Raw genomic sequence first — 26603 nt, 5'->3', positions numbered from 1 at the left:
ATGCAGCAGTACCGCTTCATCCCACCGTCGAGCGTCCCGGACACCTTGATCGTGCCGTTGTTGACGGGCGCGTCACCGGACTTCGTCGGCCACGTGGTGCTCGGCGGGGGCGCCGACGGGGTGCGCGACGGCGTGGGCGACGCCGACGTCGGCGGCGTGTCCGACTCGGTCGGGCTCGGCCCGGCGGTGTCGGTGACCGTGACGTCGTCGAACGACGCGGACGCGTAGCCGGTCTGCACCCCGATCCGGCCGGTCGACGCGACGGAGCTCGTGCCGGAGCCGACGGTCGCGCCGTCGACCTTGCCGGTGATGCTGCTGCCGGAGACCGTGATGCCGAGGGTGTACCACGTGCCGGTGCTCACCGTGCGGCTCGCCGAGCCGAGGACGGTGACGGAGCCGCTGTTGACGACCTGCAGCTGCACGCTGTTGCCGGGCAGCAGCGCCAGGCGGTAGAACGTCGTGGAGCTCTTGCCGCGGGCGAGGAGCCCGGCGAAGCCGTTGGACGCCAGGGACAGCGGCTTCACGCGGGCGGTGACGGTGTAGTTCGTCCACGACGTGCTGCCGGCGAAGTTGCGGGCGTTCTCGCTGCCCGCGTTGCTCTGCTGCATCGCGCCGTCGACGACGGACCACGTGCCGCCGGACTTGGACCAGTCGTTGGTGTTTCCGTCGGAGAACGTGTCGCTGAACAGGGTCGCCGCGAACGCGACCTGGGTGCTGATCGCGGCGACGGCGGTGAAGGCGGCGACGCCGGCGGCCAGGATCGGCCATCGGTAGCGCCTGAGACGGGGTGTTGCCATGCGAGGCCTCCGGGAGGAGATGGTGGGGGCGCCGCGTGCATGGGGTGTTCGGCTCGTGCGGGCGGACTGGGCGGGTCAGCCGATGCGCGCTTCAGGAAAGCGCATTCCTATGGACAACGTAGACCGATGCCTATGCCTGGTCAAGCTTGCCGAGGTGCATCCAGGTGAAGACCAGGGGGACGTCGCCGTCGCTGACGAGGTGGTGGTCCTCGCCGGGCGGGATGATGAGCAGGTCGCCGGCCCGGAAGCGGGAAACCTGGGCACCCTCGCTCTCCAGGTAGCCGCTGCCCTGCACGATCGTGAAAATTTCGGGGACGTCGTGGGTGTGGCGGCCGGGTTCGTCGTGGGTGCGGTGGCCCGGGTCGTCGTAGCGGCTGATGCCGCCGCGGATGACGGGGCCCCAGCCGGTGCCGAGCGCGGCGAGGGTGGCGGGGGTCCCGCCGTCGGGCAGGTCGGCGACGGTCAGTTTGCGCATGGCAGGTCTCCTACTTCGCTGAGCAGCGCGTGCCGGGCGGCGGCGGTCCGCACGAGACCGGCGATGCCGGGCAGGGCGATGCCGTCGTCGTGGGCCACGCCGGTGAGCGGCACGGGGTCGGGCGCCGCCATGATCTCGGCGGCGAGGGCGGTGAAGGGCAGGGTCCGGGACAGCGGCGCCACCAGCGGGTCGCCGGAGAGCAGGTTCTCCAGCAGGCTCACCCGCCCCGGCAGGACGACCCCGTCGAGACGGTCCTGCGGGTACACGACGTGGGCGCTGCCACGGGTGCCGGTGACGGTGATGTCCCCGGCGATGAACTCCGTCGAGGCGAGGGTCACGGCGACGGTGACGACCGGGCCGCTGGACGGGGTCAGGCGCAGTGCGGCGGTGTCGTCGACCTCGATGTCCCTGCTGCGGAAGCGTTCCAGCTCCAGGGTCCACGGTGGACGGACGGCGCCGATGGCGAGGGCCTGCATGAGCGCGTGCGCGAACGGGTTGACGAGGGCCCCGTCGGCGGCGCGCCGCCCCGACCACGGCGCCCGGGTCCAGTACGACGACGGCCGCCACCACGCGCCCGCCACCGCGATGTGCGTCAGCGGCCCCAGCTCCAGCGCCGCGAGGGCGGGCAGGGTCGGCGACCCGAGGGCCTGGAAGCCGACCTGGCAGCGCCGGCCGGTCGCGGCGAGCGCCTCGGTCAGCCGGGCGTGCGCGTCGAGGTCCAGGACCGGGGGTTTCTCCAGGAGCAGGTCCGCGCCGGCGTGCACGGCGTCGAGGGCGATCGGCAGGTGCGTGTGCGGCGGGGTGCAGATGACGACGACGTCCGGCTTGTGCTCGGCGAGGAGCCGCCGGTGGTCGGCGTACACGGGCACGGTCTCGCCGGGCAGGTCCTGGATGTCGCCGAGGGCGACGAGCCTGACCCGGTCGCCGAGGTCCGCGATGTTCTGCCGGTGCCGGCGCCCGTGCCCCGAGGCGCCGATCAGCGCGATCGTGGGGGTGGACGCGGTGGTCACAGCGCCGCCAGGGTGGCGGCGGCGCCGTGCCGCTCCAGGTCGCGCAGCCACCGGTCGACCTCGGCGCGCAGCGGCGCGTCGTCGGCGAGCTCCGGCGACAGCAGGCCGAGCACCTGCGAAGGCGGGCAGCCGCGCAGTTCCGCGGCGCGGGGGTCGTCCAGCGGCAGCGCGCTGCCGTCGTCGGCGCGGCCGCCCACGAACCGGATCCACGCGGCCAGCACCAGGGCGGCGTAGCCGGGCACCGCGCCCGCGGCGCGCCGGTCGGCGACGGTGCCGAGCAGCCGCTGCGGGAGCTTCTGGCTGCCGTCCCCGGCGACCTGCAGCGTGCGGTAGCGCAGCGCGCTGTTGGCGAACCGGTGCAGCACCTGCTCGCCGTAGGGGATGACGGGCAGTTCGGTGAGGGTCGGCGCGATGTCGGACGCGATGAACCGCTCCATGGTCGCGCGGTAGCCGGGCAGCGCGAGGGCGGCGTCGATGGTGGGCGCGCCGGCGAGCGCCCCGAGGTACGCGAGCGCGGAGTGCACGCCGTTGAGCATCCGCAGCTTGCGCAGCTCGTAGGGGGCGGTGTCGGCGGTGAACTCGACCCCGGCGAGGTCCCACGCGGGCCGCCCGCCGGGGAAGTCGTCCTGCACGACCCACTCGCGGAACGGCTCCCCGGCGACGGCGGCCTCGTCGCGGGCGCCGATCAGCGACTCGACCCGGTCGAGGGTGGCGGGTGTCGTGGCGGGCACGATCCGGTCGACCATGGTGCCGGGGAAGCTCAGCAGCGCCATGACGTCCGGGTCCTGCAGCGCGTCGCCGACGAGGCCGCGCAGCAGTTCGCCGTTGCCGTTGAGGTTGTCGCAGCTGACCAGCGCCAAGGGCGTCTCGCGCAGCCGCAGGCCCCGCACGATCAGGTCGAGGACCGCGGAGCCGGGCGCGTACGCCTTCTCGGTGACGGTGAGCGTGACGACCTTGATCGCCGGGTCGGCGAGCCGCCGCAGCACCGCACCGGGTTCGGACGCGGCGTGCAGGACGCTGTCGAACGCGCCGACGACCCGGGCGGTGGCGTCAGGACCGTCGACGGTGAGCACGCTGTACAGCATGTCCTGCCGCACCAGCGCGTCGAGGACGTCGCGCGAGCTGGGGGCGACGCCGACGATCCCCCAGTCGCCGCCGCCCGCGGCGATCGCCTCCTCGGTGTAGACCGCCTGGTGCGCCCGGTGGAACGCGCCGAGGCCGAAGTGCAGCACCCCGGCGCCCACGTCGCCGGGCCGGACCAGCGGCTCCACCTTCAGGGGCTCGGACCGGCTCAGGCGCGCCATGCCGGACCGTCCGGGAAGGAGAACTCGGCGATCGACGAGGGGCGCAGCTCGACGCTGTAGCCGGGCCGCGTCGGCAGCCGGTAGCGGCCGCCCTCGACGGTGACCGGGTCGGTGAAGTGCTCGTGCAGGTGGTCGACGTACTCCACCATCCGGCCGTCCATGCTGCCGGTGATGCGCAGGTAGTCGAAGAACGCCAGGTGCTGCACGTACTCGCAGAGGCCGACGCCGCCGGCGTGCGGGCAGACCGGCACCCCGAACTTCGCGGCCATGAGCAGCTCGGCGAGGACCTCGCCGACGCCGGCGACCCGGCACGCGTCGATCTGCATGACGCGGATCGCGTCGGCCTGCAGCAGCTGCTTGAAGATGACCCGGTTCGCGGCGACCTCACCGGTCGCGACCCGGCACCGGCCGCCGGTGATCCCGTCGAGGGCCCGCTGGATGCGGGCGTGGCCGAGGACGTCGTCGGCGTGGGTGGGCTCCTCCATCCAGTACGGGTCGACCTCGGCGAGGCGGCCCAGGTTGGCGATGGCCTCGTCGACGTCCCACACCTGGTTGGCGTCGAGCATGAGCAGCGCGTCGGGGCCGATCTCGGACCGGATGATGCGGGCGCGCCGCACGTCGTCGTCGATGGCGCCGCCGACCTTCATCTTCACCGCGGTCCAGCCGTCGGCGACGGCCTGCCTGGTGAGCGCCCGGACCTTGTCGTCGGGGTAGCCGAGCCAGCCGACGGAGGTGGTGTACGAGGGAAGGCCGGCGGTGCGTGCGTGGGCGAGGCGTTCCTCGTACACCGGCAACCCCTTGTCGAGGATGGCGGCGGCCTCGTCGCGCGTGAGGGCGTCGGTGATGTGCCGGAAGTCCACCGCCGCCAGGAGGTCCGCCGTCGGCAGCTCGGCCAGCAGCTGCCACATGGGTTTGCCGGCGCGGCGGGCGCGCAGGTCCCACACGGCGTTGAGGACGGCGCCGGCGGCCATGGCGATGACGCCCTTCTCCGGCCCGAGCCAGCGCAGCTGCACGTCGGCGGTGAGCGTGCGGGCACCCTCGAAGGCGCACAGCTCCTCGACGGTGTGCCCGACGACGTGGTGCGCGAGGGCCTCGACGGCGGCGCAGGTGAGCTCGTTGCCGCGGCCGTTGGTGAACGTGAGGCCGGACCCGACGACGCCGTCGTCGCCGGTCAGCTCGACGTAGGTGGCGGAGTAGTCGCCGCGGTTGATCGCGTCGGACCCGTCACCCGCCGCGGCGGTGGGGAACCGGACGTCGTGGACGGCCAACCCGGTGATCATCGTGCTCCTTCGGCGATGCGAGATCCTGCGATGCGAGTTTCTGCGGTGCGCGTTGCGACGGTGCGAGGTTCGGCGATGCGCGTTGCTACGGTGCGCGCGTAGACGCGTTTGGGCAGGTGGTAGGCGAGGTCCGCGATGGTGTCGGCGGCCTCGTCGATGGGCAGGCGGTGCTCGGCGACGAGCCGCGCCAGGAACCCGGCGTCGACGCGGCGGGCGACGTCGTGCCGGACGGGGATGGAGCAGAACGCGCGGGTGTCGTCGACGAACCCGGCGGTGTTGGCGAAGCCGGCGGTCTCGGTGACGGTCTCGCGGAAGCGGCGCAGCCCTTCGGGGCTGTCCAGGAACCACCAGGGCGCGCCGAGGAACACCGCCGGGTAGCCGCCGGCGAGGGGTGCGAGCTCACGGGTGAACGCGGTCTCGTCGAGGGTGTACAGCACGACCCGGAAGCGGGGGTCGGTGCCGAACGCGTCGAGCAGCGGTTTCAGCGAGCGCACGTATTCCGTCGGCGAGGGGATGTCGCCGCCGACGTCGCGGCCGTGCCGGGCGAACAGGGTGGTGTTGTGGTTGCGCACGGCGCCCGGGTGCAGCTGCATGACCAGGCCGTCCTCGACGGACATCCTGGCGAACTCGACGAGCATGTGCGCCCGGAAGCGCTCCGCGTCGCGGCTGTCGGCCTTGCCGGTGAGGGCTTTGTTGAACAGCGCCGCCGCGTGCGCCGGGGACAGCGCGAGGGTCGCGGCGCTCGGGTGGCCGTGGTCGCTGGAGGTGGCGCCGGCGGCGATGAACGCCTGGCGGCGCTCCCGCAGCCGCTCCAGGAACTGCGGGAACGTGGTCACACCCAGCTGCTCGATCCGGTCCGTCCAACCGGGCCAGTCGAAGTCGACGACGTCGTCGGGGCGGAACGTGGTGATGACCCGCCCGCCGGGGCCGCCCCAGCCGTCGGCCTCGAGCTTGGCGTGCGCGGTCAGGTCCGACAGCGGCGACTCGGTGGTGGCGAGGACCTCGAGGTTGAACCGCTCGAACAGCGCCCGCGGGCGGAACGCGGGGTCGGCGAGGCGCTCGGACAGCAGGTCGTAGACGAGGTCGGCGGTGTCGACGCGCAGCGGCACGGTGACGCCGAAGACGTCGGCGAGGACCCGCTCGGTCCACAGCCGCGACGGGGTGCCGCGGAACAGGTGCCAGTTGGCGGCGAGGAGCCGCCAGATGGTGCGCCCGTCGGTCTGGGTGGGGCTGCCGTCCACGGTCGGCACGCCCAGCTCGTGCGGGGCGATGCCCTGGCTGGCGAGCATCCGGGTCACGTAGTGGTCGGGCACGACGATGAGCCTGGCCGGGTCGGGGAACGGCCGGTCGTCGGCGAGGATCGCCGGGTCGACGTGGCCGTGCGGGCTGATCAAGGGGAGGTCGCGAGCGTGCCGGTACAGCTCCCGCGCGATCTCCCGCACGCCGGGCTCGGCGGGCAGCAGCTGGTCTTCATGCATCTTGGGGAATCCTGACAGGTAGCCCGGAGGCGATGGACTCGTTGGCGGCAAGCCCGATCCGCAGCGCGCGGGCGCCGTCCTCGGCCTCCGCGGCGGCGACGCCGCTGGGCGGGCCGTCACCGAGCAGGTCGGCGAGCATGCGGGCGTCGCCGCCGCCGTGCCCCTCCCGCTCGTAGGGGATCGGGACCGTTTCCGGCTCGCTCCAATGTGGATGGACGCGCAAGGTGGCCCGGCCCGGCTCGTCGCCCTTGATGAGACCGGTGGCGCCGGCCGCGACGTGGTCGCTCTCGATCACTTCCAGCTCCAGGCGGCCCTTGCTGCCGTTGACCATCACCCGGTAGCCCTCCCAGGGGGCGTAGGCGGTCAGGTGGTAGGTCATGGTGGCGCCGCGGGCGTAGCGGACGAGGACGGCGAGGTCGTCCTCGATGGTGATGCCGGGAGCGAACACGTCCTGGTCGCGCCGGTATCCGTCGGTGGTGCCGGTGTACAGCGCGTCGCGGTGCGGGTCGGTCCCGAGGGCGAACCGCTCCCTGGGCGCGGCGGCGCCGGCCCCCTGCGCGCCGTAGTAGAAGAGCCGGCCCTGCGCGTAGACCTCGGCGGGGTCGTCGTCGAGCCACCAGTTGACCAGGTCGAAGTGGTGCCCCGACTTGTGCACGAGCAGGCCGCCGGAGTTGGCCTTGTCGCGGTGCCAGCGGCGGAAGTAGTCGGCGCCGTGCCGCACGTCGAGCAGCCACTCGAAGTGCACGGAGCCGACCTCGCCGACCGCACCGTCGGCGATCAGCCGCTTGAAAGTTTCATGCAGGGGGTTGTACCGGTAGTTGAAGGTGACCCTGACCCGGCGGCCGGTACGGCGCACCGCGTCGAGGATCCGGGCGCAGCGCGGCCCGTCGACGGTCATCGGCTTCTCGGTGAGCACGTCGCAGCCGGACTCGAGGGCTGCCACGATGTACTCGTCGTGGACCCGGTCGACGGTCGTGACGATCGCGACGTCGACCTTCTCCTCGTGCAGCATGCGGCGGAACTCGGTGGCGGGATAGGTGGGGACCGGCGCCGGCAGCCGTGCGTTGTGCACGGCCATGCGGTGCGGCTCCGGATCGGCGAGCGCGACGAGCGCGCAGGTGTCGCGATGCGGCCCGGTGAGTGCGCGCGTGAACATCTCGGCGCGCGACCCGGTGCCGACGATCGCGTAGCGGGTGGGCATGGGTTGTCGTTCCCTCGCTCCCTCGGGGACTGCAAAGGGTTGCAGCGACACCATGCTCCATCGCCGTCTTCCGGGTCAATACCCCTCGATTTTCCGCATCCAAGGACGTTGACATGACAGCAACCGTTTGCATTAATGGCTCCGTGCCCGCCACTATTCGAGATGTAGCCCGCGCCTCCGGCGTCCATGTCTCCACCGTGTCGCGCACGTTCTCAGCACCGCATCTGGTCAACCCCGACACCCGCAGCCGGGTGCTGTCCACCGCGGAGAGCCTCGGCTACCGGCCCAACCGTGCGGCCCGCGCGCTCATCACCGGGCGGACCCACAACATCGGCCTGATCGTCGCCGACATCGCCAACCCGTTCTTCCCGCCGCTGATCAAGGCGGCGGAGTCCCAGGCGAGGCAACGGGACTACCACCTGTTCGTCGCCGACACCAACGAGGACCCGGTCATGGAGGAGCAGCTCGTCCAGGCCCTCGCGAAACAGGTCGACGGCGTGCTGCTGTGCAGCCCGCGCATGAGCAACGACCTGATCGAGAAGCTGCGCCGCGAGGTGCCGCTCGTCGTGGTCAACCGGGCCGTCGACGGGCTCCCCGCGGTGGTCATGGACGTGGCGAACGGCGCGAAGGCCGCGATCGAGCACCTCGTCGGTCTCGGCCACACCCGCCTCGCCCTGCTCGGCGGGCCGCGGGGCTCGTGGACCAACCGGGAGATCCGGCGGTCCACGACGGCCGCGGCGAAGGCCGCCGGCGCCGACCTGACCGTGCTCGGACCGCACCACCCGACCGAGGCCGCCGGAGCCGCCGCGTGCGACGCCGTGCTGGCCACCGGAGCGACCGCCGTGCTGGCCTACAACGACCTCATGGCGATCGGACTGCTCGAAGCCCTCCACGACCGGGGCGTCAGCGTCCCGGCCGAGCTCAGCGTCGTCGGTATCGACGACATCTCGCTCAGCCGTCTGATCCGCCCCAAGCTGACCACGGTCTCCACCCCGACCGCGGCCGCCGGGCGGGCGGCCGTCGACATGCTCCTGCAGCACGACGACGAACGCCGCACGACCGCGACGGTGACGCTCCAGACGGAGCTCATCGTGCGCGACTCCACCGGGCCCAACCCACATTGATCCCGAGACTTCCACCGTCAGGGAGTGACACGCCATGTCCGGAACACCCCGCCGTAGACTTCTGGCAACCGCCCTCGCCGCAGTGCTGCTCGCTCCGCTCGCCGCCTGCGGCGACGACGGCGGCGAGGCACCAGCGGTCGACTCAACCAAGCCCGTCGAGCTGAGCATCTTCTGGTGGGGCGGCGACGCCCGGGCCAAGCTCACCGAAGAGGCCCTCGCGCTCTACACGAAGAAGCACCCCAACGTCACGTTCAAGAAGACGTGGCAGGCCAACCAGGGGTATTTCGACAAGCTCGCCACCCTCACCGCGGGCAACGACGCGCCGGACATCTTCCAGATCGACGACAACTTCCTCACCGAGTACGCGTCGCGCAACGTCACGCTCGACCTGACGTCGTACCAGAAGTCGGGCAAGCTCGACACGACGAAATTCCCCGAGAGCCTGTGGAAGTACGGCGTCGTGGACGGCAAGCTCGCCGGCGTCGCGTTCGGCGAGAACACGCAGGGCCTGGTGTACAACAAGACCAAGCTCGCCGCGGCGAACCAGCCGCTGCCGACCACCGGCATGACGTGGGAGGCGTTCATCAGCTGGGCCGAGGCGGCGACCACGGCCACGAAGGTCCCCGGCACGCAGGACCCGAGCGCGGACTACAAGGCGTTCTGGATCTGGCTGCGCCAGCAGAACAAGGACCTGTACAAGGACAAGGAGCTCGGCTTCACCGCGCAGGACGTGACCGCCTGGTTCGACCTGTGGAAGGGCGCCCGGGACAAGAAGGCGACCCCGACGGCCGACGTGATCCGCGAAGGCAACGCCACGGACATCACCAAGCAGCTCGTCGTGACCGGGAAAGCGCTTACCTCGTGGGTGTGGGTGAACCAGCTGCCCGAGCTGCAGAAGAACACCAAGGACGAGCTCGGGGTGGTGGCCTACCCGGGTGACCCGAAGGCGCAGTGGGCCCGTGCGGCGCTGTACTTCTCCGTGTACCGGGGCAGCGACAGGAAGGACGTGGCGGTCGACGTCATCAACTTCCTCGCCAACGACCCGGAGGTCGGCAAGGTCCTCGGCACCGACCGCGGCCTGCCGCCGAACCTGGACATCCGCGCCGCGGTGCAGAGCAGCGTCACCGACGCCGCCATGAAGACCTCCATCGATGTGGAGAACACGCTCGGCAAGACCTTCGGGCCGTCCCCGCAGGTCCCGCTCAAGGGGCACAGCACGCTGCGCTCCGAGCTCATCAAGGCCGCCGAGTCGGTGCAGGCCGGCAAGGCGACCCCCGCGCAGGCCGCCGAGGCCTTCATCACGGCCGCGAAGTCCGCGATCTCGAAGTGAGGCTCCGACAGTGGCGCTGACCACCGCGCCGGCACCCTTGCACAGAGCGACGAAGGGGCCCCGCGTCGAACCGCGGGGCCCCCGTCGCGAAGGGCTCGCCGGCTATCTCTTCCTCACCCCGTGGCTCATCGGGCTCGCCTCGATCACGGCGATCCCGATGCTCATGTCGCTGGTGCTGAGCTTCACCGACTACGACATCCTGTCGGACTGGTCCGAGCTCAACTGGGTCGGGTTCGACAACTACCGGCGCATGTTCACCGAAGACCCCACGTTCTGGCACGCCGTGCAGGTCACCGTCACGTTCGCGGTCGTCGCGACGCCGCTGAAGCTCGGCGCCGCGCTCGGCGTCGCGCTGCTGCTGAACAAGGCCATCCGCGGCGTCGGGCTCTACCGCAGCCTGTTCTACCTGCCGTCGCTGCTGGGCGGCAGCGTGGCCCTCGCGATCGTCTGGGTCTCGATGTTCAGCCGGGACGGCTCGTTCAACGAGATCCTGTCGGTGTTCGGCATCGCCGGGCCCGGCTGGGTCAACGACCCGGACTACGCGCTGGGCACCCTCATCCTGCTCGCGATCTGGCAGTTCGGCGCGCCGATGGTCATCTTCCTGGCCGGTCTCAAGCAGGTCCCGGTCGAGCTGTACGAGGCGGCTTCCGTCGACGGCGCGGGCGCGTTGCGCAAGTTCCGCTCGATCACGCTGCCGATCCTGTCCCCGGTCATCTTCTTCAACCTGGTGCTGGAGACGATCCACGGCTTCCAGGGCTTCACGTCGGCGTTCGTCATCAGCGGCGGCACCGGCGGGCCGGTCGACTCGACCCTGATGTACACGCTCTACCTGTACATCAAGGGCTTCACCGACTACGAGATGGGCTACGCCTCGGCCCTGGCCTGGGTGTTCCTGCTCGCCGTCGGCCTGCTCACCGTCGTGCTGTTCAGCACGGGACGCTTCTGGGTGCACTACGGGGATGAGCGATGAAGTCGATCCTGCGCACGGTGGTGATCCTCGCGCTGCTCGGGGTCATCCTCTATCCGCTGTTCTGGGTGCTCGGCAGCTCGTTCAAGAGCCAGCCGGAGATGCTCAGCAACGCCGGGGTCATCCCGGATGCCTTCACGCCCGGCAACTACCCGGACGGCTGGTCACACCTGGACACCTCGTTCGGCCGCTTCTTCCTCAACAGCACGATCGTGTCGCTGCTCGTCGTCATCGGCAACGGACTGTCGTGCCTGCTGGCCGCCTTCGCCTTCGCCCGGCTGCGCTTCCGCGGGCGGGCCGCCTGGTTCGCCATCATGGTCGGCACGCTGCTGCTGCCCGGGCACGTGCTCATCGTCCCGCAGTTCATCGTGTTCCGGCAGCTGGACCTGGTCGGCGGGGAGTTCCCGTACCTGCCGCTGATCCTGCCGCACTTCCTGGCCACCGAGGCGTTCTTCGTCTTCCTCATGGTCCAGTTCATGCGCGGCATCCCGCGCGAGCTCGACGAGGCGGCGAAGATCGACGGCTGCACCACGTTCGGCGTCTTCCGCAACGTGATCCTGCCGCTGAGCCGCCCGGCCCTGGTGACGACGGCGATCTTCTCCTTCATCTGGACGTGGAACGACTTCTTCCGGCAGCTGGTGTACGTGTCGGACCTGTCGAAGTACACGGTGCCGGTCGCGTTGCGGCTCTTCATCGACTCGCAGGGCCAGTCGGAGATCGGTCCGATGTTCGCCATGTCGGTGCTGTCGCTCCTGCCGGTGTTCCTGTTCTTCCTCGCCTTCCAGAAGATGCTCGTCGAGGGCATCAACACCTCCGGCCTGAAGGGGTGACCGCCGTGGCGCGCCGCGACTTCACCGAGACCGTCACGGTCGCCGCCGACCTCGCGCTCGTCGGCATCGCCGTCACCGTGTGCAGCCTGCCGGTGCTCACCGCCGGCGCGGCCGTGCACGCCGGCTCGGTGGCCGTGCGGGACATCGTCGACGGCTCCAAGGTCAGGGTCGCCGAGCTGCGGCGGGTGTTCCTGCGCTCGCTGCTGCCCGGCGCCGTCTGCACCGTCGCGGCCGCCACGCTCGGGTGGCTCCTGCTGTTCAATCTCGGCGCCGTCGCCTCCGGCCGGGTCCCGGGCGGGTTGCCCGTGCTCGTCGGCACGGTCGCCGTAGCCGCCGCACTGCTCGCCGCCGGGGCACTCGGCGTCGTGCACCTGGCCCATCACCACTCGTGGCCCGGCGCGCTGCGCTGGGCGGCGGGCACGGTGTGGCGGCAACCGCTCACGGCGGCGATGGTGGCCGGGGTGTCATCCATCGCCGCCGTGATCGGCGCGATGGTCCCCGTGACGGCGCCGCTGCTGGTCGGCTACCTGCTCTTCGCGTTCCACGTCCTGGCCGCCCGGCGCGCCCCGGTGCTGTCCGCGCTGTAACACGTCCTGGCAGCGCGCCGCGCCCCGGTGCTGTCGGCGCTGTGACGGGAAACGCCCGCCCCGCGAGATCTCGCGGGGCGGGCGTCGTCGTGCCGTGGATCAGAGGTGACCGGCCACCGCGGGCAGCAGGTCACGGAAGGTGCGGCCGGAGGCCTGCGTGCCGATCGCCGTCATCGTCCAGCCCTGCTGGTCGCGGGTCAGCTTGGCCATGATCTGCGCCGTGTGCGGGCCGGAGCCGCTGAGGTCGAAGCGGGCGAGCTCCGCGCCGTTGGTCTCGTCGACGAGGCGGCAGGACGCGTTCTCGATCTGGGCGAAGCTCTGCCCGGTGAACGAGTTGACCACAAACACCAGCGTGCGGACGTTGAGCGACAGCGCGGCCAGGTCGACGATGATGCTCTCGTCGTCGCCCTCGCCCGCACCGGTGGTGTTGTCGCCGGTGTGCTGCACGGCGCCGTCGGTGCTGCGCAGCTGGCGGAACCACACCTGGTCGACGAGCGCGTTGGCGCTGTCGAACAGCAGGCAGGACGCGTCCAGGTCGATCGACTGGGTCTTCATCCCGCCGAACAGGCCCTTCTTCTTCATCGCGTCCCACCCGAGGCCCATACGGACCCGGGTAAGGGTGCCGCCACCACCCTTGACGAGGGAGACGGACTGGCCCTTGCTCAAACTCACGCTCATATGTGTGCCTTCCGGTGTTCTGTCGACGACGCTGTCATTTGCGGCCGGCGGCCCAGCGCATACCCCAACCATAGGTCTCGTCGAGCAGGCGCTGGCCGCCGCGCACGTAGCGGACCTCGCGGCGCACGGACACGTCGGCGCCGTTGCCCTCGATCATCGCGATCGCGCACATCATGGCCGCCGGGTCCGGCTCGTCGAGGTGGATCTCCAGCTGGGGGCCGGCGACCGGGAACAGGGTCACCACGGCCTGCGCGGCCGCCCAGTTGGGAGTGCCTTCGTAGATGAACGCGAACACCAGGATGCGGCGGATGTTCGCCGCGTACCGCAGGTCGACGAAGAGGTTCTCGCCGCCGGTGCTGGTGCCGCTGCGATCGTCGCCGTCGAGGCGGCAGATCGGGTCGCGGCCCAGGGTGTGCACGTCCCGCAACGAGTCGCCGAGCGCCTGGACGACGCCCTTGGATCCGTCGCTGTACTCGTAGAGGCAACCGAGGTCGAGGTCGATGCCCTTGGGCTTGCGGCTGAACAGCCCGCCCTTGGCGGCGGGCTGCGCCCAGTTGAGGTTGACCCGGAGGATTCCGGCCGCACCGCCCTGCTTGGCGAGCGAGACGGCGGGCGCCGCCTTGGTCAGCGTGACCTTGGACAGCGACACCGGGTTGTTCGGGTTCGTCATCGCTCCTCCTGGCTTCTCGTGCGGTTACCGGATGGGGGAATTCTGGGTCACGGCCGGGCTGCGAGGCTCTCCTCGGCCTGCTCCCCGGCCGACTCAGCGGCGCCGTTGCGCCGGTTGAGCACCACCGAGGACAGGAACGCGGCGAGGATGAAGCCGACGCCGATGAGGCCCGTGATGACCTCGGGCACCTCGTACTTGATCCCGACGAGCAGGATCGCGGCGAGGGCGCCGATGGCCCAGTGCGCGCCGTGCTCGAGGAACACGTACTCGCTCAGGGTGCCCTTGCGGACCAGGTAGACCGTCAGCGACCGGATGTACATCGCACCGACGCCGAGACCGGCGGCGATGACGAAGATGTTCTGGCTGATCGCGAACGCGCCGATGACGCCGTCGAAGGAGAACGACGCGTCGAGGACCTCGAGGTAGAGGAACAGGAAGAACGCGGCCTTGCCGGCGACCTGGACGACGGCGTTCGGGCCGGACCGGCCCTTGTCGACGTCGCCGGCGTCGCCGTGGATACCGGCGTTCTTCTTCTCGTCCTCGTCCTCTTCCTCGTCGTCGCCGAGCCCGCCGGCGTTCTCGAAGAGTTCACCGAGGCTGTTGACCAGGATGTAGACGCCGATGCCGAGCACGCCGGAAACCATGACCGTGCCGACGTCCTTGGCGAGGGTCTCCGCCACGACGACGAGGATGGCCAGGGAGATCACGACGGACAGCTGGTCGAGCTTGCCGATCTTGGCGAGCGGCTTCTCCAGCCAGGTCAGCCAGGTGTGCTCGCGGGTCTCGAAGATGAAGTCGAGGAAGAGCACGAGCAGGAACATGCCACCGAAGGCGGCGATGCTCGGGTGCGCCTCGTGCAGCAGCGCGGCGTAGGTGCCGGGCTCGTCGACCGACCCGCCTTCGAGGGCGAGCCGGACGACGTCGACCGGGTTGAGCTGGGCGGTGATGCCGACCAGCAACAGCGGGAAGACCAGGCGCATACCGAACACCGCGATCAGCACGCCCACGGTGAGGAACAGCCTCTGCCACCACGGGTTCATCCGCCCGAGCACGGTGGCGTTGACCACGGCGTTGTCGAACGACACCGAGATCTCCAGCACGCACAGGATCGCGACGATCAGGAACGCGCTCGGCCCGCCGAGGAAGAAGGCGGCGATGAGTGTCGCGACGGTGACCGCCAGCGACCAGCCGAATGTCTTCAGGAACATCTGTCACACCGTTTCGGGCTCATCAGGGATGTTGCGGTGCGCCGACCTTACTATCCGACGTTCACACCGAAGTCCCCGGCGATGCCACGCAGGCCGGATGCGTATCCCTGACCGACCGCGCGGAACTTCCATTCGGCTCCGTTGCGGTACAATTCGCCGAACACCATCGCGGTCTCGGTGGAGGCGTCCTCGCTCAGATCGTACCGCGCGAGCTCGACGTCGTCGGCGCTGTTGAAGACGCGGATGAAGGCGTTGCGGACCTGGCCGAAGGACTGCGAGCGGGTCTCGGCGTCGTAGATGGACACCGGGAAGACGATCTTGTCGACCTCGGCCGGCAGGCCGGCCAGGTTGACCTTGATCTGCTCGTCGTCGCCGCCACCCTCACCGGTGAGGCTGTCACCCGTGTGCTGGATGTGACCGTCCGGGGTGGCGAGGTTGCCGTAGAAGACGAAGTGCTTGTCGGAGAAGACCCGGCCGTCGGCGCCCGTGGCGATCGCCGAGGCGTCGAGGTCGAACTCCGTGCCGGTCGTCGTGCGGACATCCCAACCGAGGCCGACGGTCACCGCCGTCAGACCGGCGGGACCCGCCTGCTTGGTCAGTGAGACGTTGCCACCTTTGGTCAGGCTGATGCCCATACCGATCTCCAGTCATTCGATGGTTTTTTACCTACGAACCCCCGGCGTCAGGCGGCGCCGACGGCTGATCATGATGGTGCCCGCCCGAGAGTAGCGTCCGGCCGCCAGAGTGGGCCGCAGTTCACCGTTCGTGCGGGCGCGTCCCCTTGAAGCGTTGGGGTAGGCTCCGGCTTGTTCGATCAATGTTCGACAGTAGCCGGAAGCGCGTTAGCTTTGAAGGCGGCTCCGGTGTCGTCGATCAGCCGGATGAATATATCCGACATGCCGATCGGGCACAGTTGACGACAACGACGAGAGCGCGAGGAGAGTTCCATGTCCGTGACCCTCACCAAGGGCGGCAATGTCTCGCTCACCAAGCAGGCGCCGAACCTGCGCGCGGTGATGATCGGCCTCGGCTGGGACGAGCGGGCCACCTCCGGCGCCGAGTTCGACCTCGACGCGAGCGCCCTCATGCTCGGCGACAGCGGCAAGATCCTGTCCGACCAGCACTTCGTCTTCTTCAACAACCTGAAGAGCCCCGAGGGCTCGGTCGAGCACACCGGCGACAACCTGACCGGTGGCGGCGACGGTGACGACGAGAAGATCCTGGTGCAGCTGGGCCAGGTGCCCGCCGAGTGCGCCCGGATCGTGTTCCCGGTCTCCATCTACGAGGCGTCTCAGCGCGGCCAGTCCTTCGGCCAGGTGCGCAACGCCTTCATCCGGGTGGTCAACCAGGACGGCGGCGCCGAGCTCACCCGCTACGACCTGACCGAGGACGCGTCGTCGGAGACCGCGATGATCTTCGGGGAGCTGTACCGGCACAACGGCGAGTGGAAGTTCCGCGCGGTCGGCCAGGGGTATGCCTCCGGTCTGGCCGGGATCGCGCGCGACTTCGGCGTCAACGTCGGCTGACCCCGCCGGCTGATCAGAAAGGGCCAGGAATGTCCGAACTCGATCTCGGTGGCGCCCCCCAGCAGGGCGCGCTCGTGCTGACCCCGCCCGCCCCGGTCGTGGTCGTGGAGCCGCAGCAGGCGGCCGGCGCGGTGCCCCTGCAGACGGAGAAGCAGGTCGAGCTGCGCAAGAAGGCCGCCGCCTTCGTCGAGGAGCTCGCCGCGATCGACACCAACTCGCCGGCCTTCCAGCAGAAGGTCACGTCGATCACGACGATGGGCGAGCAGGACATGCGCGCGGCGGCCGGGATGTCCAACCGCATGTTGGAGCGTCCCGCCGCCGCTCTGGGCCGGGGTCGCGGCCGCGGCGCCGACGACGCCCAGACGAGGGTGTCCAACACGCTCGTCGACCTGCGCACGACGATCACCGACCTGGACCCCAACCGGGCCGACCTGACCGGCGTGCAGAAGGTCCTGAAGTGGCTGCCCGGCGGCGACAGGATCGACCGCTACTTCGCGAAGTACAAGTCGGCGCAGTCGCACCTCAACGCGATCATCGTCTCCCTGGACTCCGGGCAGAACGACCTGCGCAAGGACAACGCGGCCATCGAGACCGAAAAGGTCAACATGTGGACCACGATGGGCCGGCTCGCGGAGTACAACGAACTCGCCGCCGCCCTCGACGCCGCGATCGAGGCGAAGGTCCACGCCCTGGAGGCCTCCGGTCAGACCGAGGCCGCCGCGACGCTGCGCTCCGACGCGCTGTTCCCGGTCCGGCAGCGCCGGCAGGACATCATGACGCAGATGGCCGTCAACGTGCAGGGCTACATGGCCCTCGACCTGGTCCGCCGCAACAACCTGGAGCTCATCCGGGGCGTCGACCGCGCGCAGACGACGACCATCGCCGCGCTGCGGATCGCGGTCATCGTGTCGCAGGCCCTGGCCCGGCAGAAGCTGGTCCTGGACCAGATCACCCAGCTCAACACGGTCACGTCGAACCTGATCGAGGCCACGTCCCAGCAGCTGAAGACGCAGGGCGCGGCGATCAACCAGCAGGCCGCGGAGTCGACGATCGACATCAACAAGCTCCAGGCGGCGTTCGACAACGTCTTCGCCACCATGGACGCGGTCGACACGTTCCGCGCGCAGGCGGTCGAGTCGATGGCCCAGACGGTCCAGGCCCTCGAGGGCCAGATCCAGCGGGCGGCGCCGTATCTGGAGCGCACGCGGCGCGGCGAGCAGACCGGCTGAGCCGCACGTGCGCTGGTTACGATGGTGGGGGGAGGCCGACGACGAGCCGGCCCCCACCCCCGAGCCCGCGGCCGGCCCCGACGCCGCGGGCGACCCCGAGCAGATCCGCCGCCGGATCACCGACGCCGAGCAGTTCGTCAACCAGCAGGCGGCCCGCCTCCCCGCGGCGGCCGCGGTGAAGGCCCGCTGGCTCACCGACACGCTCCGGGAGATCCTGGACACGTCGGCGAACCGGTCGCTCGACATCCACGCCGTGCTGCTGGTCCGCAACAGCGTCGACGACTTCCTGCCGACCACTCTTCGCAGCTTTCTGAACCTGGAGGCGTCGATGCGCGACCGGCCCGCCGCGGTCCCCGAACTGCTGGAGCAGCTCGACCTGCTGCAGGAGGCCGCGTCCAACATCCTGGTCGCCGTGCGCGGCCAGGACAGCGACGCCCTCGTCACCCAGGGCAACTTCCTGCGGACCAAGTTCTCCGGCTCCGACCTGGACCTGCCGTGAGCGCCACCAAAGAGATGAAGCGCGGGGCGAACGTCACCCTCACGCGGGAGATCCCGGACCTGCGGGGCGTGGTGCTCGGCGTGCAGTTCAGCGCCGGGCTGGAGCGGGTCCTCACCGACAACATCGTCGTGGCCGCGATCCTGTGCCGCGGCGACGGCGACGCCGTGTCCGACCGGCACTTCGTGTACTTCAACCAGCTCTCCTCGCCGGACCTGTCGGTGCAGCAGCTGCAGGAGGTCGTCGGCGAGGACCACGACCAGATCGAGGTCGACCTCTCGGCGGCGCCGGCGGAGGTGACGCGGATCGTCGTGGTCATGTACGTCAACGAGGGCAACGCCGTGCGCCGCACCCTCGGCCGGCTGAAGTCGTGCGTCATCAGGGTCCTCAACCTCGACGGCAACGCCGAGCTGATCCGGTCGGAGAACCTGGCGCCGACGCTGGACGCGGAGACGGGACTGGCGCTCGGCGAGCTGTACCGGCACAGCGGCGGCTGGAAGTTCAAGGTCCTCGGCGACGGCTACGCCAACGGGATCACCGCCCTCGCGGCGGACTACGGGATCCGGTTGTGACCGGCTCGGAAGACCTGTCCTGGCTGCGGCACCGTGCACCGGTCCGCCCCGCCGCCGCCGACGACCTGTCCTGGATCCGCCACCGCCGCCTGCCCGCGGCGGCCGCCGCCACCCGGACCGCGCCCGCCGCCCCCGCGGCCCGGCCGGCTCAGACCGCCCCTGCCGCGCCGGCCACGCCTGCCACTCAGACGGCCCGGCCCGCGCCCGCCGCCCCGGTCGCGCCGGCGACCTCGCTGGACCTGCCGGCGCCCGGCACTCCGCCCGCGCCGGCCGGCACCCCGCTCGACCTGTCCGGCGGGGGCAGCACGTCCCTCGACCTGTCCGACAGCGCGCCGCCGGCGCCGGTCAGCTCGTCCCTGGACCTGTCGGAGAGCGCGCCGCCCCCACCGGCCGGTGCGCACGGGGGCACGTCGCTCGACCTGTCGCCCGGTGCGCCGGCACCGCCCGCCCCGCACGGGGGGACCTCACTCGATCTGGGTGGCGGGCCGACGCCACCGCCGGCGCAGGGTGGCGGCAGCACGTCGCTGGACCTGTTCGGTGAGCCCGCTCCCCCGCCACGCACCCCCGCGCCGGCCACACCCGCGGCGTCGGCACCCGCGGCGGCCCGGGCGTTCACGCCGCCGCGGACGCATGCGTCGGCGCCGACCGTCCTCGGGCCGCGGCACCCGTCGGTCGTGCTGACCCGCCTGCAGTCGGGCATCGGCGCGCTCACGTTCGAGGCCGCCTGGTCGCCGGACGAGGGGTTCGCGCTCGGGTGTGCGTATCAGCTGGACTCCGGGGCGTCGTCGGTGCTGCGCCCCGGCGAGACCTACGGCCCCCTCGCCATGGACCGCCGGGCCGGGCACCAGCGGCTGAGCCTCGACCTGCTGCACGGCAGGCACCTGCGGCGGCTCATCATCTTCGGCACCCCGACCGTGGATCCCGGCCCGTACTGGGCGGGCACCCTGCTCATCAGCACCCACGGGCACGCCCGCATCGAGGTGCCGGTCCAGCCGCCGCCGCCCGGTCCGACGGTGCTGCTGTCGCTGTACAACGTCGACGGCGAGATCGTCCTGCGCGCCGAGGCCCAGACGGTGCAGGGCCGCAGCCGCGACGCGTGCCTCGCCTTCGGCTACGACCGCATCGCCTGGCGCGACGCCGACACCGCCATTCCACCCGCGGCCTGAGCCGCCGCCGGAGCCCACCGCCGGAGCAGCGCAGCACCTGAATCCCGCCGTTGAGCACCCCGTTCGAGCAGCGCGGCGCCTGAACCCGCCGTTCGAGCAGCCCGACGCCTGAACCCGCCGTTCGATCAGCGCGCCGTTCGAGCAGCGCCGCGCCTGAGCAGCCCCCGTTCGAGCGGCCCGCCGTTCGAGCAGCGCGGCGCCTGAGCAGGCCGACGTCTAAACCCGCCGTTCGAGCAGCCCGCCGTTGAGCAGCGCGGCGCCGCGGCGGGCCCGGTAGGACGCGGCCTTGACCCGGTTGCCGCACTCCTCCATGCCGCACCAGGTGCGGTTTCCCGCCCTGGAGCGGTCCACGAACAGCCGTGTGCACTCCTCGAGAGCGCACTCGCGCACCACGACCGTGCCGAGCGTGCCCAGGAGCTGCACCGCGGCGACGGCGACGGCGGCGCCGATCGACGCGGCGGGTGCTCCGGGCGCGCCCGCGCGGCGGATGCCGTCCGCGGTGAGGGTCACCCGGGGCAGCGGCGCCTCGCCCGCCGCGTTCAGCGCGCGCAGGTCCTCCGCCGGCCACGGCTGCCCTGCGAGCCCTGCCGTCACCAGACGATAGACCGTCTCCCGCAGCGCCACCAGCTCCACGAGGTCCACTGTGGACAGTCGAGGGGCGGACGTCAGCAGGCCCGCCTCGACGGCCCACCGGGCCGCGTCGGCGGGGGCGGCGAGGAGCTCCTCCGGCGGCGTGCCGCGGCGCCACTTCAGCGTCCCGGCGAAGTCGAGGGCCAGGTCACCGCTCACGAACACGAACGTCACGTCACCACCTTGACAGGTGACGCGGCCTCGGCGCAAGGTTGGCGTCACCGGTCAAGCAGGTGACGCGAGAGGGCGGGGCATGATCAGCGCCGAGGAGTACCTGTACTACACGGACCGCGCCCTGGACGGCATGGTGCGCATCGTCAGCGAGCTCGGCGACGAGCGGGCGGCCCGGCGGCCGCTGCCGGGTGCCAATTCGCCGTTCGCGCTGCTCACGCACTGTCTCGGTGTCGTCGAGTTCTGGGCCGGCACCCTCGTCGCGGGCCGCCCGTCGCACCGCGACCGCGACGCCGAGTTCACCGCCGAGGGCCGGGTCGAGGACTTGCTCCAGAGGGTCGCCGCGGTGCGGACCCAGTTCGCCGAGGACGTGCGCAGGGCCATCCCCGGCGACCCGCCGCGCGGCACCCCACCGGCCGGTTACCAGGGCCCCGGCCGGATCGAGACCCAGGGCGCCGCCCTCCAGCACGTCTTCGAGGAGCTTGCCCAGCACCACGGCCAGATGGAGATCCTCCGCGACTGCATCGCCCCGAAACGCGGCGACGACACGCGACGGTTGCGAACGGGGCACGGCGTCAAGTGGGGATCCACGAAGCCGGGCACCATCGCCGCGTGGGTCGCCGACATGGACCTCGGCGTCGCCCCCGCGATCCGCGACCACCTCCTCGACCTCGTGCACCGCGAGGACTTCGGCTACCCGTTCTGGCGTGGCGAGGACCCGGTCGTCGCCGCGTTCGAGGACTGGATGCGGCAGCGGCACGGCTGGGACCCCACGCCCGGCCGGACCCGGGTCTTCACCGACATCCTGCAGATCCTGCAGGTGATGGTCGAGCACACGACCGCGCCCGGCGACGGCGTCGCGATCCACGTCCCGTCCTACCCGCCGTTCCTGGCCAGCATCGCGCGGGCCGGCCGCAGGATCGTGCCGCTGCCGATGCTCGACGACGGCACCCGCTGGACGTTCGACACCGACCGCCTCGAGGACCGGCTCGCCGGGTGCCGGCTGCTGGTGCTCGTCAACCCGCACAACCCGACCGGCCGGGTGTTCGACCGGGCCGAGCTGGACGCCGTCGCCGCCGTGGCGGAGCGGCGCGACCTGGTGGTGCTCGCCGACGAGGTGCACGCCGACCTCGCGTACGAGCCGAGCCGTCACATCCCGTTCGCGTCCCTGAGCGGGCAGACCGCGGCGCGCACCGTGACCGCGACCTCGGCGACGAAGGCGTTCAACCTGGCCGCGCTGCGCCTCGCCGTCGCGCACGTCGGCCCCGAGCAGGTGCGGCGGTCGCTGGAGGCACAACCGATCGACCTGTACGGCACGCCCAGCATCGCCGGGCGGGTCGCGACCGTCGCGGCCTGGCGGGAGTCGTACACCTGGCTGCGACGGACGAAGGAGCTGCTGCGGGCCAACCGGGACACCGTCGCCGCCAGGCTGGCGCACCGTCCGCCCGAGGCCACCTATCTGAGCTGGATCCATCGGGGCGGCACCGATCCCGCCGCGCGGCTGGAGGAGACGGCGAGGGTCAGGCTCAGCGCGGGCGCGGAGTTCTCCGCGGGCACCGTCGTGGACACCTCGGGCTTCGTCCGGCTCAACTTCGCGACCGGCCCCGGCGTCCTCGCCGAGATGCTGGACCGGATCAGCGCCGATTTCACGGACGGTCACGGGATCTCCTAGACTGCACGACCATGCGGGGGATCAGGAGGGGTCGATATGACAATCTGCGACGCATCCAGAGCAGTGACGTCGGCGCCGACTATCTGCTGATCCACCAGCTGACGCTGCGCGAGGAGTTCCCCTGGGACATGCGCATGGCGTTCAACCTGGCGTTCAACCGCTCGTTCGCGCTGCCCCGCGTCGCCGCCGCGCTCGTGGCGACCGGGCGGGTGCTGACCGAGCCGCGGCGGCGCGCCGACGTCACCGGCATCATCATGTACGAGATCCTCATGCACGGCTTCGAGCATCCCCGCGGCCGGCTGGCGCTGCGCCTGCTGAACGAGGCGCACCGGCACGTCACCGCGGACAACGATGACAGCGTTTATGTCCTCGCCGCACTCACCGTCGTCCCGATGCGATGGCTGCGACGGTACGGGTGGCGCTCCCCCGCCGAGCAGGAGCGCGAGGCGGCCGCCCGCTACTACCGCGAGATCGGCCTGCGGATGGGTGTCCGCGACATCCCCGCCGGCTATCAGGCGTTCGAGGACTGGTTCGACGCGTACGAGGCGGCGCACCTGCGGCACACGCCGGAGGCCGAGCGCATCGAACGCGTGACCCGGGACCTGCTGCGCGGGCGCATCCCGAAACCGTTGCGGGGCGTCGCCGACTCGCTGATCGCCGCGCTCTACGACCCGCCGCTGCGCCGCGCGTACGCGGTGCCGGACCCGCCCGGGTGGGCGAGGACCGGGCTGCACGCGGCGCTGCGGGCTCGGGCGCTGCTGCTGCGGCTGGCGCGGCCGCGCACGTCGCCGCTGTTCGCGGACGGGATCGTCACGAAGTCCTACCCCGACGGCTACGACCTGGCGGAGCTCGGCCGGTCCTCTTGACCGATCAGGGTCGTGACCCTGGCCAGGGCCGGGACGCGTGGGGTGGAGCCGAAGCCGAAGCGGACCGGCGGGTCGACGTCGGCGAGGGCGCCGAGGTCCTCGCCGTCCCACGACACGGTCGCGGCCGTGATGCGGTGGAGGTCCTGGACGCCGTACCACTCGTGCTGCCGGGCTCGCGCGCTGCCGTGGGTGCGCACGCCGGGCTGGAGCAGACGGGCGGGGCGGTCGACGGCGGCGACCCAGCGGGGGTGGCGGGCCAGGGGCGGGGGCACGCAGCGCAGGAGCCACCCGAGCGGGCCCCTGCTCCCGGTCGTGAACCGTAGGCGGAGCGGTCCGGCGTCGGTGGCCCAGGTCGTACCGACGCGGACGACGGAAACAGGAGCGACCTGGACGTCGTCGAAGTGATAGGTCGCGGCGACGAACCCGGCGAGCTCATCGGTGGCCGCGAGCAGGATCCGCCGGCCGTCGGGGCGCTCGACCATGACGTCGCTGACCGGCCCGAACGGGGAGCGCGGCCAGTGCCCGAGGACCAGGCGGGTGCCGCTCGCGGTGCCGACCCCCGCGATCCACCCGTCGAACCGCAGGACCGTCACGCCGTTGCCGTTGCCGTTGCCGTTACTGCCGGTGCTGCCGGTGCTTTGCGGTGCGCTGTCAGCAGGAGGACCACGCCGACGGCGCAGAGGGCGGCGGCGGAGACGTACGCGTAGCGGTAGCCGAAGTGCTGGGCGAGGCCGAACAGCGGCCCGGCGAGGATCGCGGCGACCGGATACGCGTTGCCGGCCAGGGTCGCGGCGCGGCCGGGCTCGCCGGGCAGCATCTCCTGCACGAAGGAGATGCCGAGGCCCTGCACGGCGGCGATGAAGCTGGCGTTGACCAGCTGTGCGGCCGCCACCTGCCAGGTGTGCGCGGACGCCGACACGAGCACGTAGTAGAGCGTGCCGAGGCCGGCGCCGACGATGATGAGGCGGCGCAGCGGCCACCGGGTCGACAGCGCGCCGAACCCGAGCATCAGCGGGATCTCCAGCGCGGCGCACAACCCGAGGACCAGGCCCGCGTCGCGGACCGAACCGCGCAGGTCATGGCTGAGGAACAGCGCCATCGCCTGGACGCCGAGCGTGCCGGCCGCCTGCAGCAGGGTCAGCGCGGCCACGACCTGCAGCACCCTCGACGGCGCGTGCGCGGCCCTGGTCTCCGGCGGTTTGACGGCGGGCGGGACGTCGTCGAGGACGAACACTGCGACGAGGACGGCGGCGGCGTACATCGTGGCGGCGGTCAGGTACAGGACGCGGAAGCCGCCGTAGTCGACGAGGAACGCGGCGACCGGCGGGCCGGCGACCCAGGCGATCGAGAACAGCATCCGCAGCGTGCTGATCGTCATCGCGGCGCGGGTCGAGCCGCGCTGCTCCAGGGCCTCGCGGGCGTAGGCGAACGCCTGCGGGAACAGGGCGCCGCTGATCGCGGTCACGGTGACGGTGAGGGCCAGCAGCACCCAGTAGTCGCGGACGAACGCGGTGGCGGTGGCGCTGACCCCGCCGGCGGCGGCCGCGACGGCGAGGATCTGCCTGCGGACGGGGCGCCTGTCGGAAAGGCGGCCGATGACCGTCGACGAGACGACCATCGACACCGGGCCGACGACGAGGAACGCGGCGACGTGCACCGGGTCGGCCTTGACGGCGGTGCTGAGGAACAGCGACACGAACGGGCCGACGACGGCGGTGGAAAGGCCCACGAACAGGAACATCACGCCGAGCGGCACCAGGACGCGCCCGCCGGCGGTGACAGGGGTTCCCGGGGGCGCGCTCGTTACCACAAGCGGTCACCTTACCGCTAAAGATGACGCCTCTCCGGGTGAATCGGATCACCCGCCCGCGGCGGCCTCGACGACGGTCATCGCCTCACAGGGCTGTCGATGCGACCGCGAAGGGGACGGTGTCGACGCCCAGGGCCAGGGCCACGCCGCCGAGGGCGGCGGCGCGCAGGGACAGTGCGCTCTGGACGACCTCGACCGACGCGGCCGCGGCGGTGAACGCCGTCTCGGCGAGCCCACGCTGCAGCGGCTCGCGCAGAATGTCCGTCGCGGCGCCGAGCTCGTCGCCGAGCAGGACCCGCTGCGGGTTGATGAGGTTGACGAGGTTGCCGAGCGCGTAGCCGAGCTGGGTGCCGGCGTCGGCGAGGAGCCTGCGGCAGCCGGGGTCGCCGGCCTGCGCGAGCGCGATGAGCCCGGCGAGGTCGGTGAGCTCCGGATGCGACAGCCTCGCGTGGCTGAGCAGTGCCCGGCCGCCGACGGACAGCTCGACGCAGCCCCGGTTGCCGCACCGGCACACGGGCCCGCGCGCGTCGAGGGTCACGTGGCCGAGCTCGCCGGCGGTCCCGGCGGCGCCGCGATAGAGCCGGCCGTCGAGCACGATGCCGGCGCCGATGCCGGTGGCGAGCTTGACATAGACCAGGTCGGCGCAGCCGCGGCCGGCGCCCCAGACGTATTCGCCGAGGGCCGCCAGGTTGGCGTCGTTGTCCACCCGTACCGGCAGCGAAAGGCGATCGGTGAGCTCATCGGCGGGCAGCACGTCCGCCCAGCCCGGCAGCATGCCGGGGGACCCTATGCGCCAGTCGCGGGTGATCGGCGCCGGCACCCCGAGCCCGACGCCGACCACGTCCGCCCTGGTGGCGCCGATGCCGTCGAGGGCCGCGTCGACGAGGGTGGTGCCGAGGTCCAGGGCCTCGCGCGGCCGGTCGTCGATGTCGAAGTCGGTGCGGGACTGCCGCTCGGTGAGCACGGCGTGACCGAGGTCGGCGAGGGCGACGCGCACGTGCCGCCGGCCGACGTCGACGCCGACCGCGATCCCGGCCCGCCGGGTCAGCCGCACCACCGACGCGGGACGGCCGCCGACCGGCTTGGCGGCGGCGCCCACCTGCTCGCTGACGAGGTCGGCGCCGCCGAGGTCGGCGAGGGCCGAGGACACCGTCGGGCGGGACAGGCCGCTGAGGTTGACGAGCTCGGCGCGGGTGCGTGGCCCATACAGGCGCAGCGTCTCGGCCACCCGTCGGCCGGCGCCGCCGGTCTCGGGGTGCCAGAGGGTGTGAGGGTCGATGCGCTGGGCCGCCACTGCGCGATCCTCATGGGACACGCGCGTTCTGTCAAGGACTTACTGAAACTATCGCCCCGAACCGGTATGCGGGCAAGCTCATCTGTCAGGACTTGACAGAACCCGCTCCGCATGTGGCCGCTCTACGGTACGCCGTTCCTCCGGCGTCCACTGTGGATGTTTCCCGCATCTATCGGGACGTCCCGGTCATCTCGCCGCCACCGCTTGAAAAAATGTCGCACCCAGTGACTAA

The 26603-nt window shown here is 71.5% G+C and carries 27 protein-coding genes; 12 read left to right on the top strand and 15 right to left on the bottom strand.

Features of this window, described 5'->3' with window-relative positions; translation table 11 throughout:
* The 7 genes from ABZS58_RS38360 to ABZS58_RS38330 form a co-directional block, all read right to left on the bottom strand.
* Positions 1 to 797: family 16 glycoside hydrolase (locus ABZS58_RS38360; protein ID WP_354788406.1), on the bottom strand; the 797-nt coding region annotated here is incomplete at its 3' end.
* A gap of 130 nt (positions 798 to 927) precedes the next feature.
* Positions 928 to 1272, bottom strand: coding sequence for a cupin domain-containing protein (locus tag ABZS58_RS38355; RefSeq protein ID WP_354788404.1), 345 nt, complete (start codon positions 1270 to 1272; stop codon positions 928 to 930).
* On the bottom strand, positions 1260 to 2282 hold the full coding sequence (locus ABZS58_RS38350) for a Gfo/Idh/MocA family oxidoreductase (protein ID WP_354788402.1): 1023 nt from the start codon (positions 2280 to 2282) through the stop codon (positions 1260 to 1262). Before ABZS58_RS38350 ends, ABZS58_RS38355 begins: the two co-directional genes overlap by 13 nt.
* Positions 2279 to 3586 carry a mannitol dehydrogenase family protein gene (locus ABZS58_RS38345; RefSeq protein ID WP_354788401.1) on the bottom strand — a complete coding sequence of 436 codons (1308 nt, stop codon included), beginning with the start codon at positions 3584 to 3586 and terminating at the stop codon, positions 2279 to 2281. Before ABZS58_RS38345 ends, ABZS58_RS38350 begins: the two co-directional genes overlap by 4 nt.
* Entirely contained in the window at positions 3574 to 4866 is a 1293-nt protein-coding gene (locus tag ABZS58_RS38340) for an enolase C-terminal domain-like protein (RefSeq protein WP_354788400.1), read from the bottom strand. The genes ABZS58_RS38345 and ABZS58_RS38340 overlap by 13 nt, the downstream gene beginning before the upstream one ends.
* Positions 4863 to 6344, bottom strand: a complete 1482-nt coding sequence (uxaC, locus tag ABZS58_RS38335) for a glucuronate isomerase (RefSeq protein ID WP_354788398.1) — start codon at positions 6342 to 6344, stop codon at positions 4863 to 4865. The genes ABZS58_RS38340 and uxaC overlap by 4 nt, the downstream gene beginning before the upstream one ends.
* A complete protein-coding gene (locus tag ABZS58_RS38330) occupies positions 6337 to 7545 on the bottom strand; it encodes a Gfo/Idh/MocA family oxidoreductase (protein WP_354788397.1) in 1209 nt (402 codons plus the stop codon). Before ABZS58_RS38330 ends, uxaC begins: the two co-directional genes overlap by 8 nt.
* A 143-nt stretch (positions 7546 to 7688) precedes the next feature.
* Here ABZS58_RS38330 and ABZS58_RS38325 point away from each other — a divergent pair, with 143 nt between their 5' ends.
* Genes ABZS58_RS38325 through ABZS58_RS38305 form a run of 5 tightly spaced genes read left to right on the top strand, consistent with a single transcriptional unit; the run spans position 7689 to position 12383 of the window.
* On the top strand, positions 7689 to 8669 hold the full coding sequence (locus ABZS58_RS38325; RefSeq protein WP_354788408.1) for a LacI family DNA-binding transcriptional regulator: 981 nt from the start codon (positions 7689 to 7691) through the stop codon (positions 8667 to 8669).
* A 34-nt stretch (positions 8670 to 8703) separates the two neighbouring features.
* A complete protein-coding gene (locus tag ABZS58_RS38320; protein WP_354788396.1) occupies positions 8704 to 9999 on the top strand; it encodes an ABC transporter substrate-binding protein in 1296 nt (431 codons plus the stop codon).
* Positions 10000 to 10036: 37 nt separating this feature from the next.
* Entirely contained in the window at positions 10037 to 10969 is a 933-nt protein-coding gene (locus ABZS58_RS38315) for a sugar ABC transporter permease (RefSeq protein WP_354788407.1), read from the top strand.
* Entirely contained in the window at positions 10966 to 11796 is an 831-nt protein-coding gene (locus ABZS58_RS38310; protein ID WP_354788394.1) for a carbohydrate ABC transporter permease, read from the top strand. Before ABZS58_RS38315 ends, ABZS58_RS38310 begins: the two co-directional genes overlap by 4 nt.
* Positions 11793 to 12383: a hypothetical protein gene (locus tag ABZS58_RS38305; protein ID WP_354788392.1), complete on the top strand. Its 591-nt coding sequence runs from the start codon at positions 11793 to 11795 to the stop codon at positions 12381 to 12383. The genes ABZS58_RS38310 and ABZS58_RS38305 overlap by 4 nt, the downstream gene beginning before the upstream one ends.
* A gap of 99 nt (positions 12384 to 12482) precedes the next feature.
* Here ABZS58_RS38305 and ABZS58_RS38300 read toward each other — a convergent pair whose 3' ends face one another.
* From ABZS58_RS38300 to ABZS58_RS38285, 4 genes are read right to left on the bottom strand one after another with little or no spacing between them, the layout of a single operon-like run.
* Entirely contained in the window at positions 12483 to 13061 is a 579-nt protein-coding gene (locus ABZS58_RS38300; RefSeq protein WP_354788390.1) for a TerD family protein, read from the bottom strand.
* 34 nt (positions 13062 to 13095) lie between these two features.
* A complete protein-coding gene (locus ABZS58_RS38295; RefSeq protein ID WP_354788388.1) occupies positions 13096 to 13731 on the bottom strand; it encodes a hypothetical protein in 636 nt (211 codons plus the stop codon).
* A 47-nt stretch (positions 13732 to 13778) separates the two neighbouring features.
* A complete protein-coding gene (locus ABZS58_RS38290; protein ID WP_354788387.1) occupies positions 13779 to 14939 on the bottom strand; it encodes a DUF475 domain-containing protein in 1161 nt (386 codons plus the stop codon).
* A gap of 50 nt (positions 14940 to 14989) precedes the next feature.
* A complete protein-coding gene (locus ABZS58_RS38285) occupies positions 14990 to 15574 on the bottom strand; it encodes a TerD family protein (RefSeq protein WP_354788386.1) in 585 nt (194 codons plus the stop codon).
* A 312-nt stretch (positions 15575 to 15886) separates the two neighbouring features.
* On the opposite strand from ABZS58_RS38285, the gene ABZS58_RS38280 reads away from it, so the two are divergent.
* From ABZS58_RS38280 to ABZS58_RS38260, 5 genes are read left to right on the top strand one after another with little or no spacing between them, the layout of a single operon-like run.
* Entirely contained in the window at positions 15887 to 16465 is a 579-nt protein-coding gene (locus ABZS58_RS38280) for a TerD family protein (protein ID WP_354788385.1), read from the top strand.
* A gap of 29 nt (positions 16466 to 16494) precedes the next feature.
* The gene (locus ABZS58_RS38275; protein WP_354788383.1) at positions 16495 to 17694 is read left to right on the top strand and encodes a toxic anion resistance protein; all 1200 of its coding nucleotides are present in this window, start codon (positions 16495 to 16497) and stop codon (positions 17692 to 17694) included.
* Between the two features lie 7 nt (positions 17695 to 17701).
* Entirely contained in the window at positions 17702 to 18193 is a 492-nt protein-coding gene (locus tag ABZS58_RS38270) for a hypothetical protein (protein WP_354788382.1), read from the top strand.
* Positions 18190 to 18762: a TerD family protein gene (locus ABZS58_RS38265; RefSeq protein ID WP_354788380.1), complete on the top strand. Its 573-nt coding sequence runs from the start codon at positions 18190 to 18192 to the stop codon at positions 18760 to 18762. The genes ABZS58_RS38270 and ABZS58_RS38265 overlap by 4 nt, the downstream gene beginning before the upstream one ends.
* Complete coding sequence (locus ABZS58_RS38260) at positions 18759 to 19928, top strand: hypothetical protein (protein WP_354788379.1); 1170 nt, start codon at positions 18759 to 18761, stop codon at positions 19926 to 19928. Before ABZS58_RS38265 ends, ABZS58_RS38260 begins: the two co-directional genes overlap by 4 nt.
* Positions 19929 to 20144: 216 nt before the next feature.
* On the opposite strand, the gene ABZS58_RS38255 is transcribed toward ABZS58_RS38260, so the two are convergent.
* The gene (locus ABZS58_RS38255) at positions 20145 to 20732 is read right to left on the bottom strand and encodes a CGNR zinc finger domain-containing protein (protein WP_354788377.1); all 588 of its coding nucleotides are present in this window, start codon (positions 20730 to 20732) and stop codon (positions 20145 to 20147) included.
* Between the two features lie 79 nt (positions 20733 to 20811).
* On the opposite strand from ABZS58_RS38255, the gene ABZS58_RS38250 reads away from it, so the two are divergent.
* Together ABZS58_RS38250 and ABZS58_RS38245 are read left to right on the top strand one after the other, a co-directional pair.
* Complete coding sequence (locus tag ABZS58_RS38250; RefSeq protein WP_354788376.1) at positions 20812 to 22401, top strand: aminotransferase class I/II-fold pyridoxal phosphate-dependent enzyme; 1590 nt, start codon at positions 20812 to 20814, stop codon at positions 22399 to 22401.
* 11 nt (positions 22402 to 22412) lie between these two features.
* A complete protein-coding gene (locus ABZS58_RS38245; RefSeq protein ID WP_354788375.1) occupies positions 22413 to 23267 on the top strand; it encodes an oxygenase MpaB family protein in 855 nt (284 codons plus the stop codon).
* Here the strand turns inward: ABZS58_RS38245 and ABZS58_RS38240 are convergent.
* From ABZS58_RS38240 to ABZS58_RS38230, 3 genes are all read right to left on the bottom strand, one after another.
* A complete protein-coding gene (locus ABZS58_RS38240; RefSeq protein WP_354788374.1) occupies positions 23234 to 23860 on the bottom strand; it encodes a hypothetical protein in 627 nt (208 codons plus the stop codon). The genes ABZS58_RS38245 and ABZS58_RS38240 overlap by 34 nt on opposite strands.
* Complete coding sequence (locus tag ABZS58_RS38235) at positions 23857 to 25077, bottom strand: sugar efflux transporter (protein WP_354788372.1); 1221 nt, start codon at positions 25075 to 25077, stop codon at positions 23857 to 23859. Before ABZS58_RS38235 ends, ABZS58_RS38240 begins: the two co-directional genes overlap by 4 nt.
* An 85-nt stretch (positions 25078 to 25162) precedes the next feature.
* Positions 25163 to 26371 carry an ROK family protein gene (locus ABZS58_RS38230; RefSeq protein ID WP_354788371.1) on the bottom strand — a complete coding sequence of 403 codons (1209 nt, stop codon included), beginning with the start codon at positions 26369 to 26371 and terminating at the stop codon, positions 25163 to 25165.
* Positions 26372 to 26603: the final 232 nt, after the last annotated feature.

It is taken from the genome of Dactylosporangium sp. NPDC005555, from assembly GCF_040605635.1.
GTDB lineage: Bacteria > Actinomycetota > Actinomycetes > Mycobacteriales > Micromonosporaceae > Dactylosporangium.
The sequence above is the reverse complement of the archived record's forward strand: the minus strand, read 5'-3'. Positions and strand labels throughout refer to the sequence as shown.

What these genes read in the sequence shown, in the direction of transcription:
- ABZS58_RS38295 (WP_354788388.1), bottom strand. Translation starts at nt 13,731, where the DNA reads ATGACGAACCCGAACAACCCGGTGTCGCTGTCCAAGGTCACGCTGACC.
- ABZS58_RS38300 (WP_354788390.1), bottom strand. Translation starts at nt 13,061, where the DNA reads ATGAGCGTGAGTTTGAGCAAGGGCCAGTCCGTCTCCCTCGTCAAGGGT.
- ABZS58_RS38280 (WP_354788385.1), top strand. Translation starts at nt 15,887, where the DNA reads ATGTCCGTGACCCTCACCAAGGGCGGCAATGTCTCGCTCACCAAGCAG.
- ABZS58_RS38330 (WP_354788397.1), bottom strand. Translation starts at nt 7,545, where the DNA reads ATGCCCACCCGCTACGCGATCGTCGGCACCGGGTCGCGCGCCGAGATG.
- ABZS58_RS38340 (WP_354788400.1), bottom strand. Translation starts at nt 4,866, where the DNA reads ATGATCACCGGGTTGGCCGTCCACGACGTCCGGTTCCCCACCGCCGCG.
- ABZS58_RS38290 (WP_354788387.1), bottom strand. Translation starts at nt 14,939, where the DNA reads ATGTTCCTGAAGACATTCGGCTGGTCGCTGGCGGTCACCGTCGCGACA.
- ABZS58_RS38320 (WP_354788396.1), top strand. Translation starts at nt 8,704, where the DNA reads ATGTCCGGAACACCCCGCCGTAGACTTCTGGCAACCGCCCTCGCCGCA.
- uxaC (WP_354788398.1), bottom strand. Translation starts at nt 6,344, where the DNA reads ATGCATGAAGACCAGCTGCTGCCCGCCGAGCCCGGCGTGCGGGAGATC.
- ABZS58_RS38285 (WP_354788386.1), bottom strand. Translation starts at nt 15,574, where the DNA reads ATGGGCATCAGCCTGACCAAAGGTGGCAACGTCTCACTGACCAAGCAG.
- ABZS58_RS38245 (WP_354788375.1), top strand. Translation starts at nt 22,413, where the DNA reads ATGCGGGGGATCAGGAGGGGTCGATATGACAATCTGCGACGCATCCAG.
- ABZS58_RS38250 (WP_354788376.1), top strand. Translation starts at nt 20,812, where the DNA reads ATGATCAGCGCCGAGGAGTACCTGTACTACACGGACCGCGCCCTGGAC.
- ABZS58_RS38355 (WP_354788404.1), bottom strand. Translation starts at nt 1,272, where the DNA reads ATGCGCAAACTGACCGTCGCCGACCTGCCCGACGGCGGGACCCCCGCC.
- ABZS58_RS38345 (WP_354788401.1), bottom strand. Translation starts at nt 3,586, where the DNA reads ATGGCGCGCCTGAGCCGGTCCGAGCCCCTGAAGGTGGAGCCGCTGGTC.
- ABZS58_RS38310 (WP_354788394.1), top strand. Translation starts at nt 10,966, where the DNA reads ATGAAGTCGATCCTGCGCACGGTGGTGATCCTCGCGCTGCTCGGGGTC.
- ABZS58_RS38275 (WP_354788383.1), top strand. Translation starts at nt 16,495, where the DNA reads ATGTCCGAACTCGATCTCGGTGGCGCCCCCCAGCAGGGCGCGCTCGTG.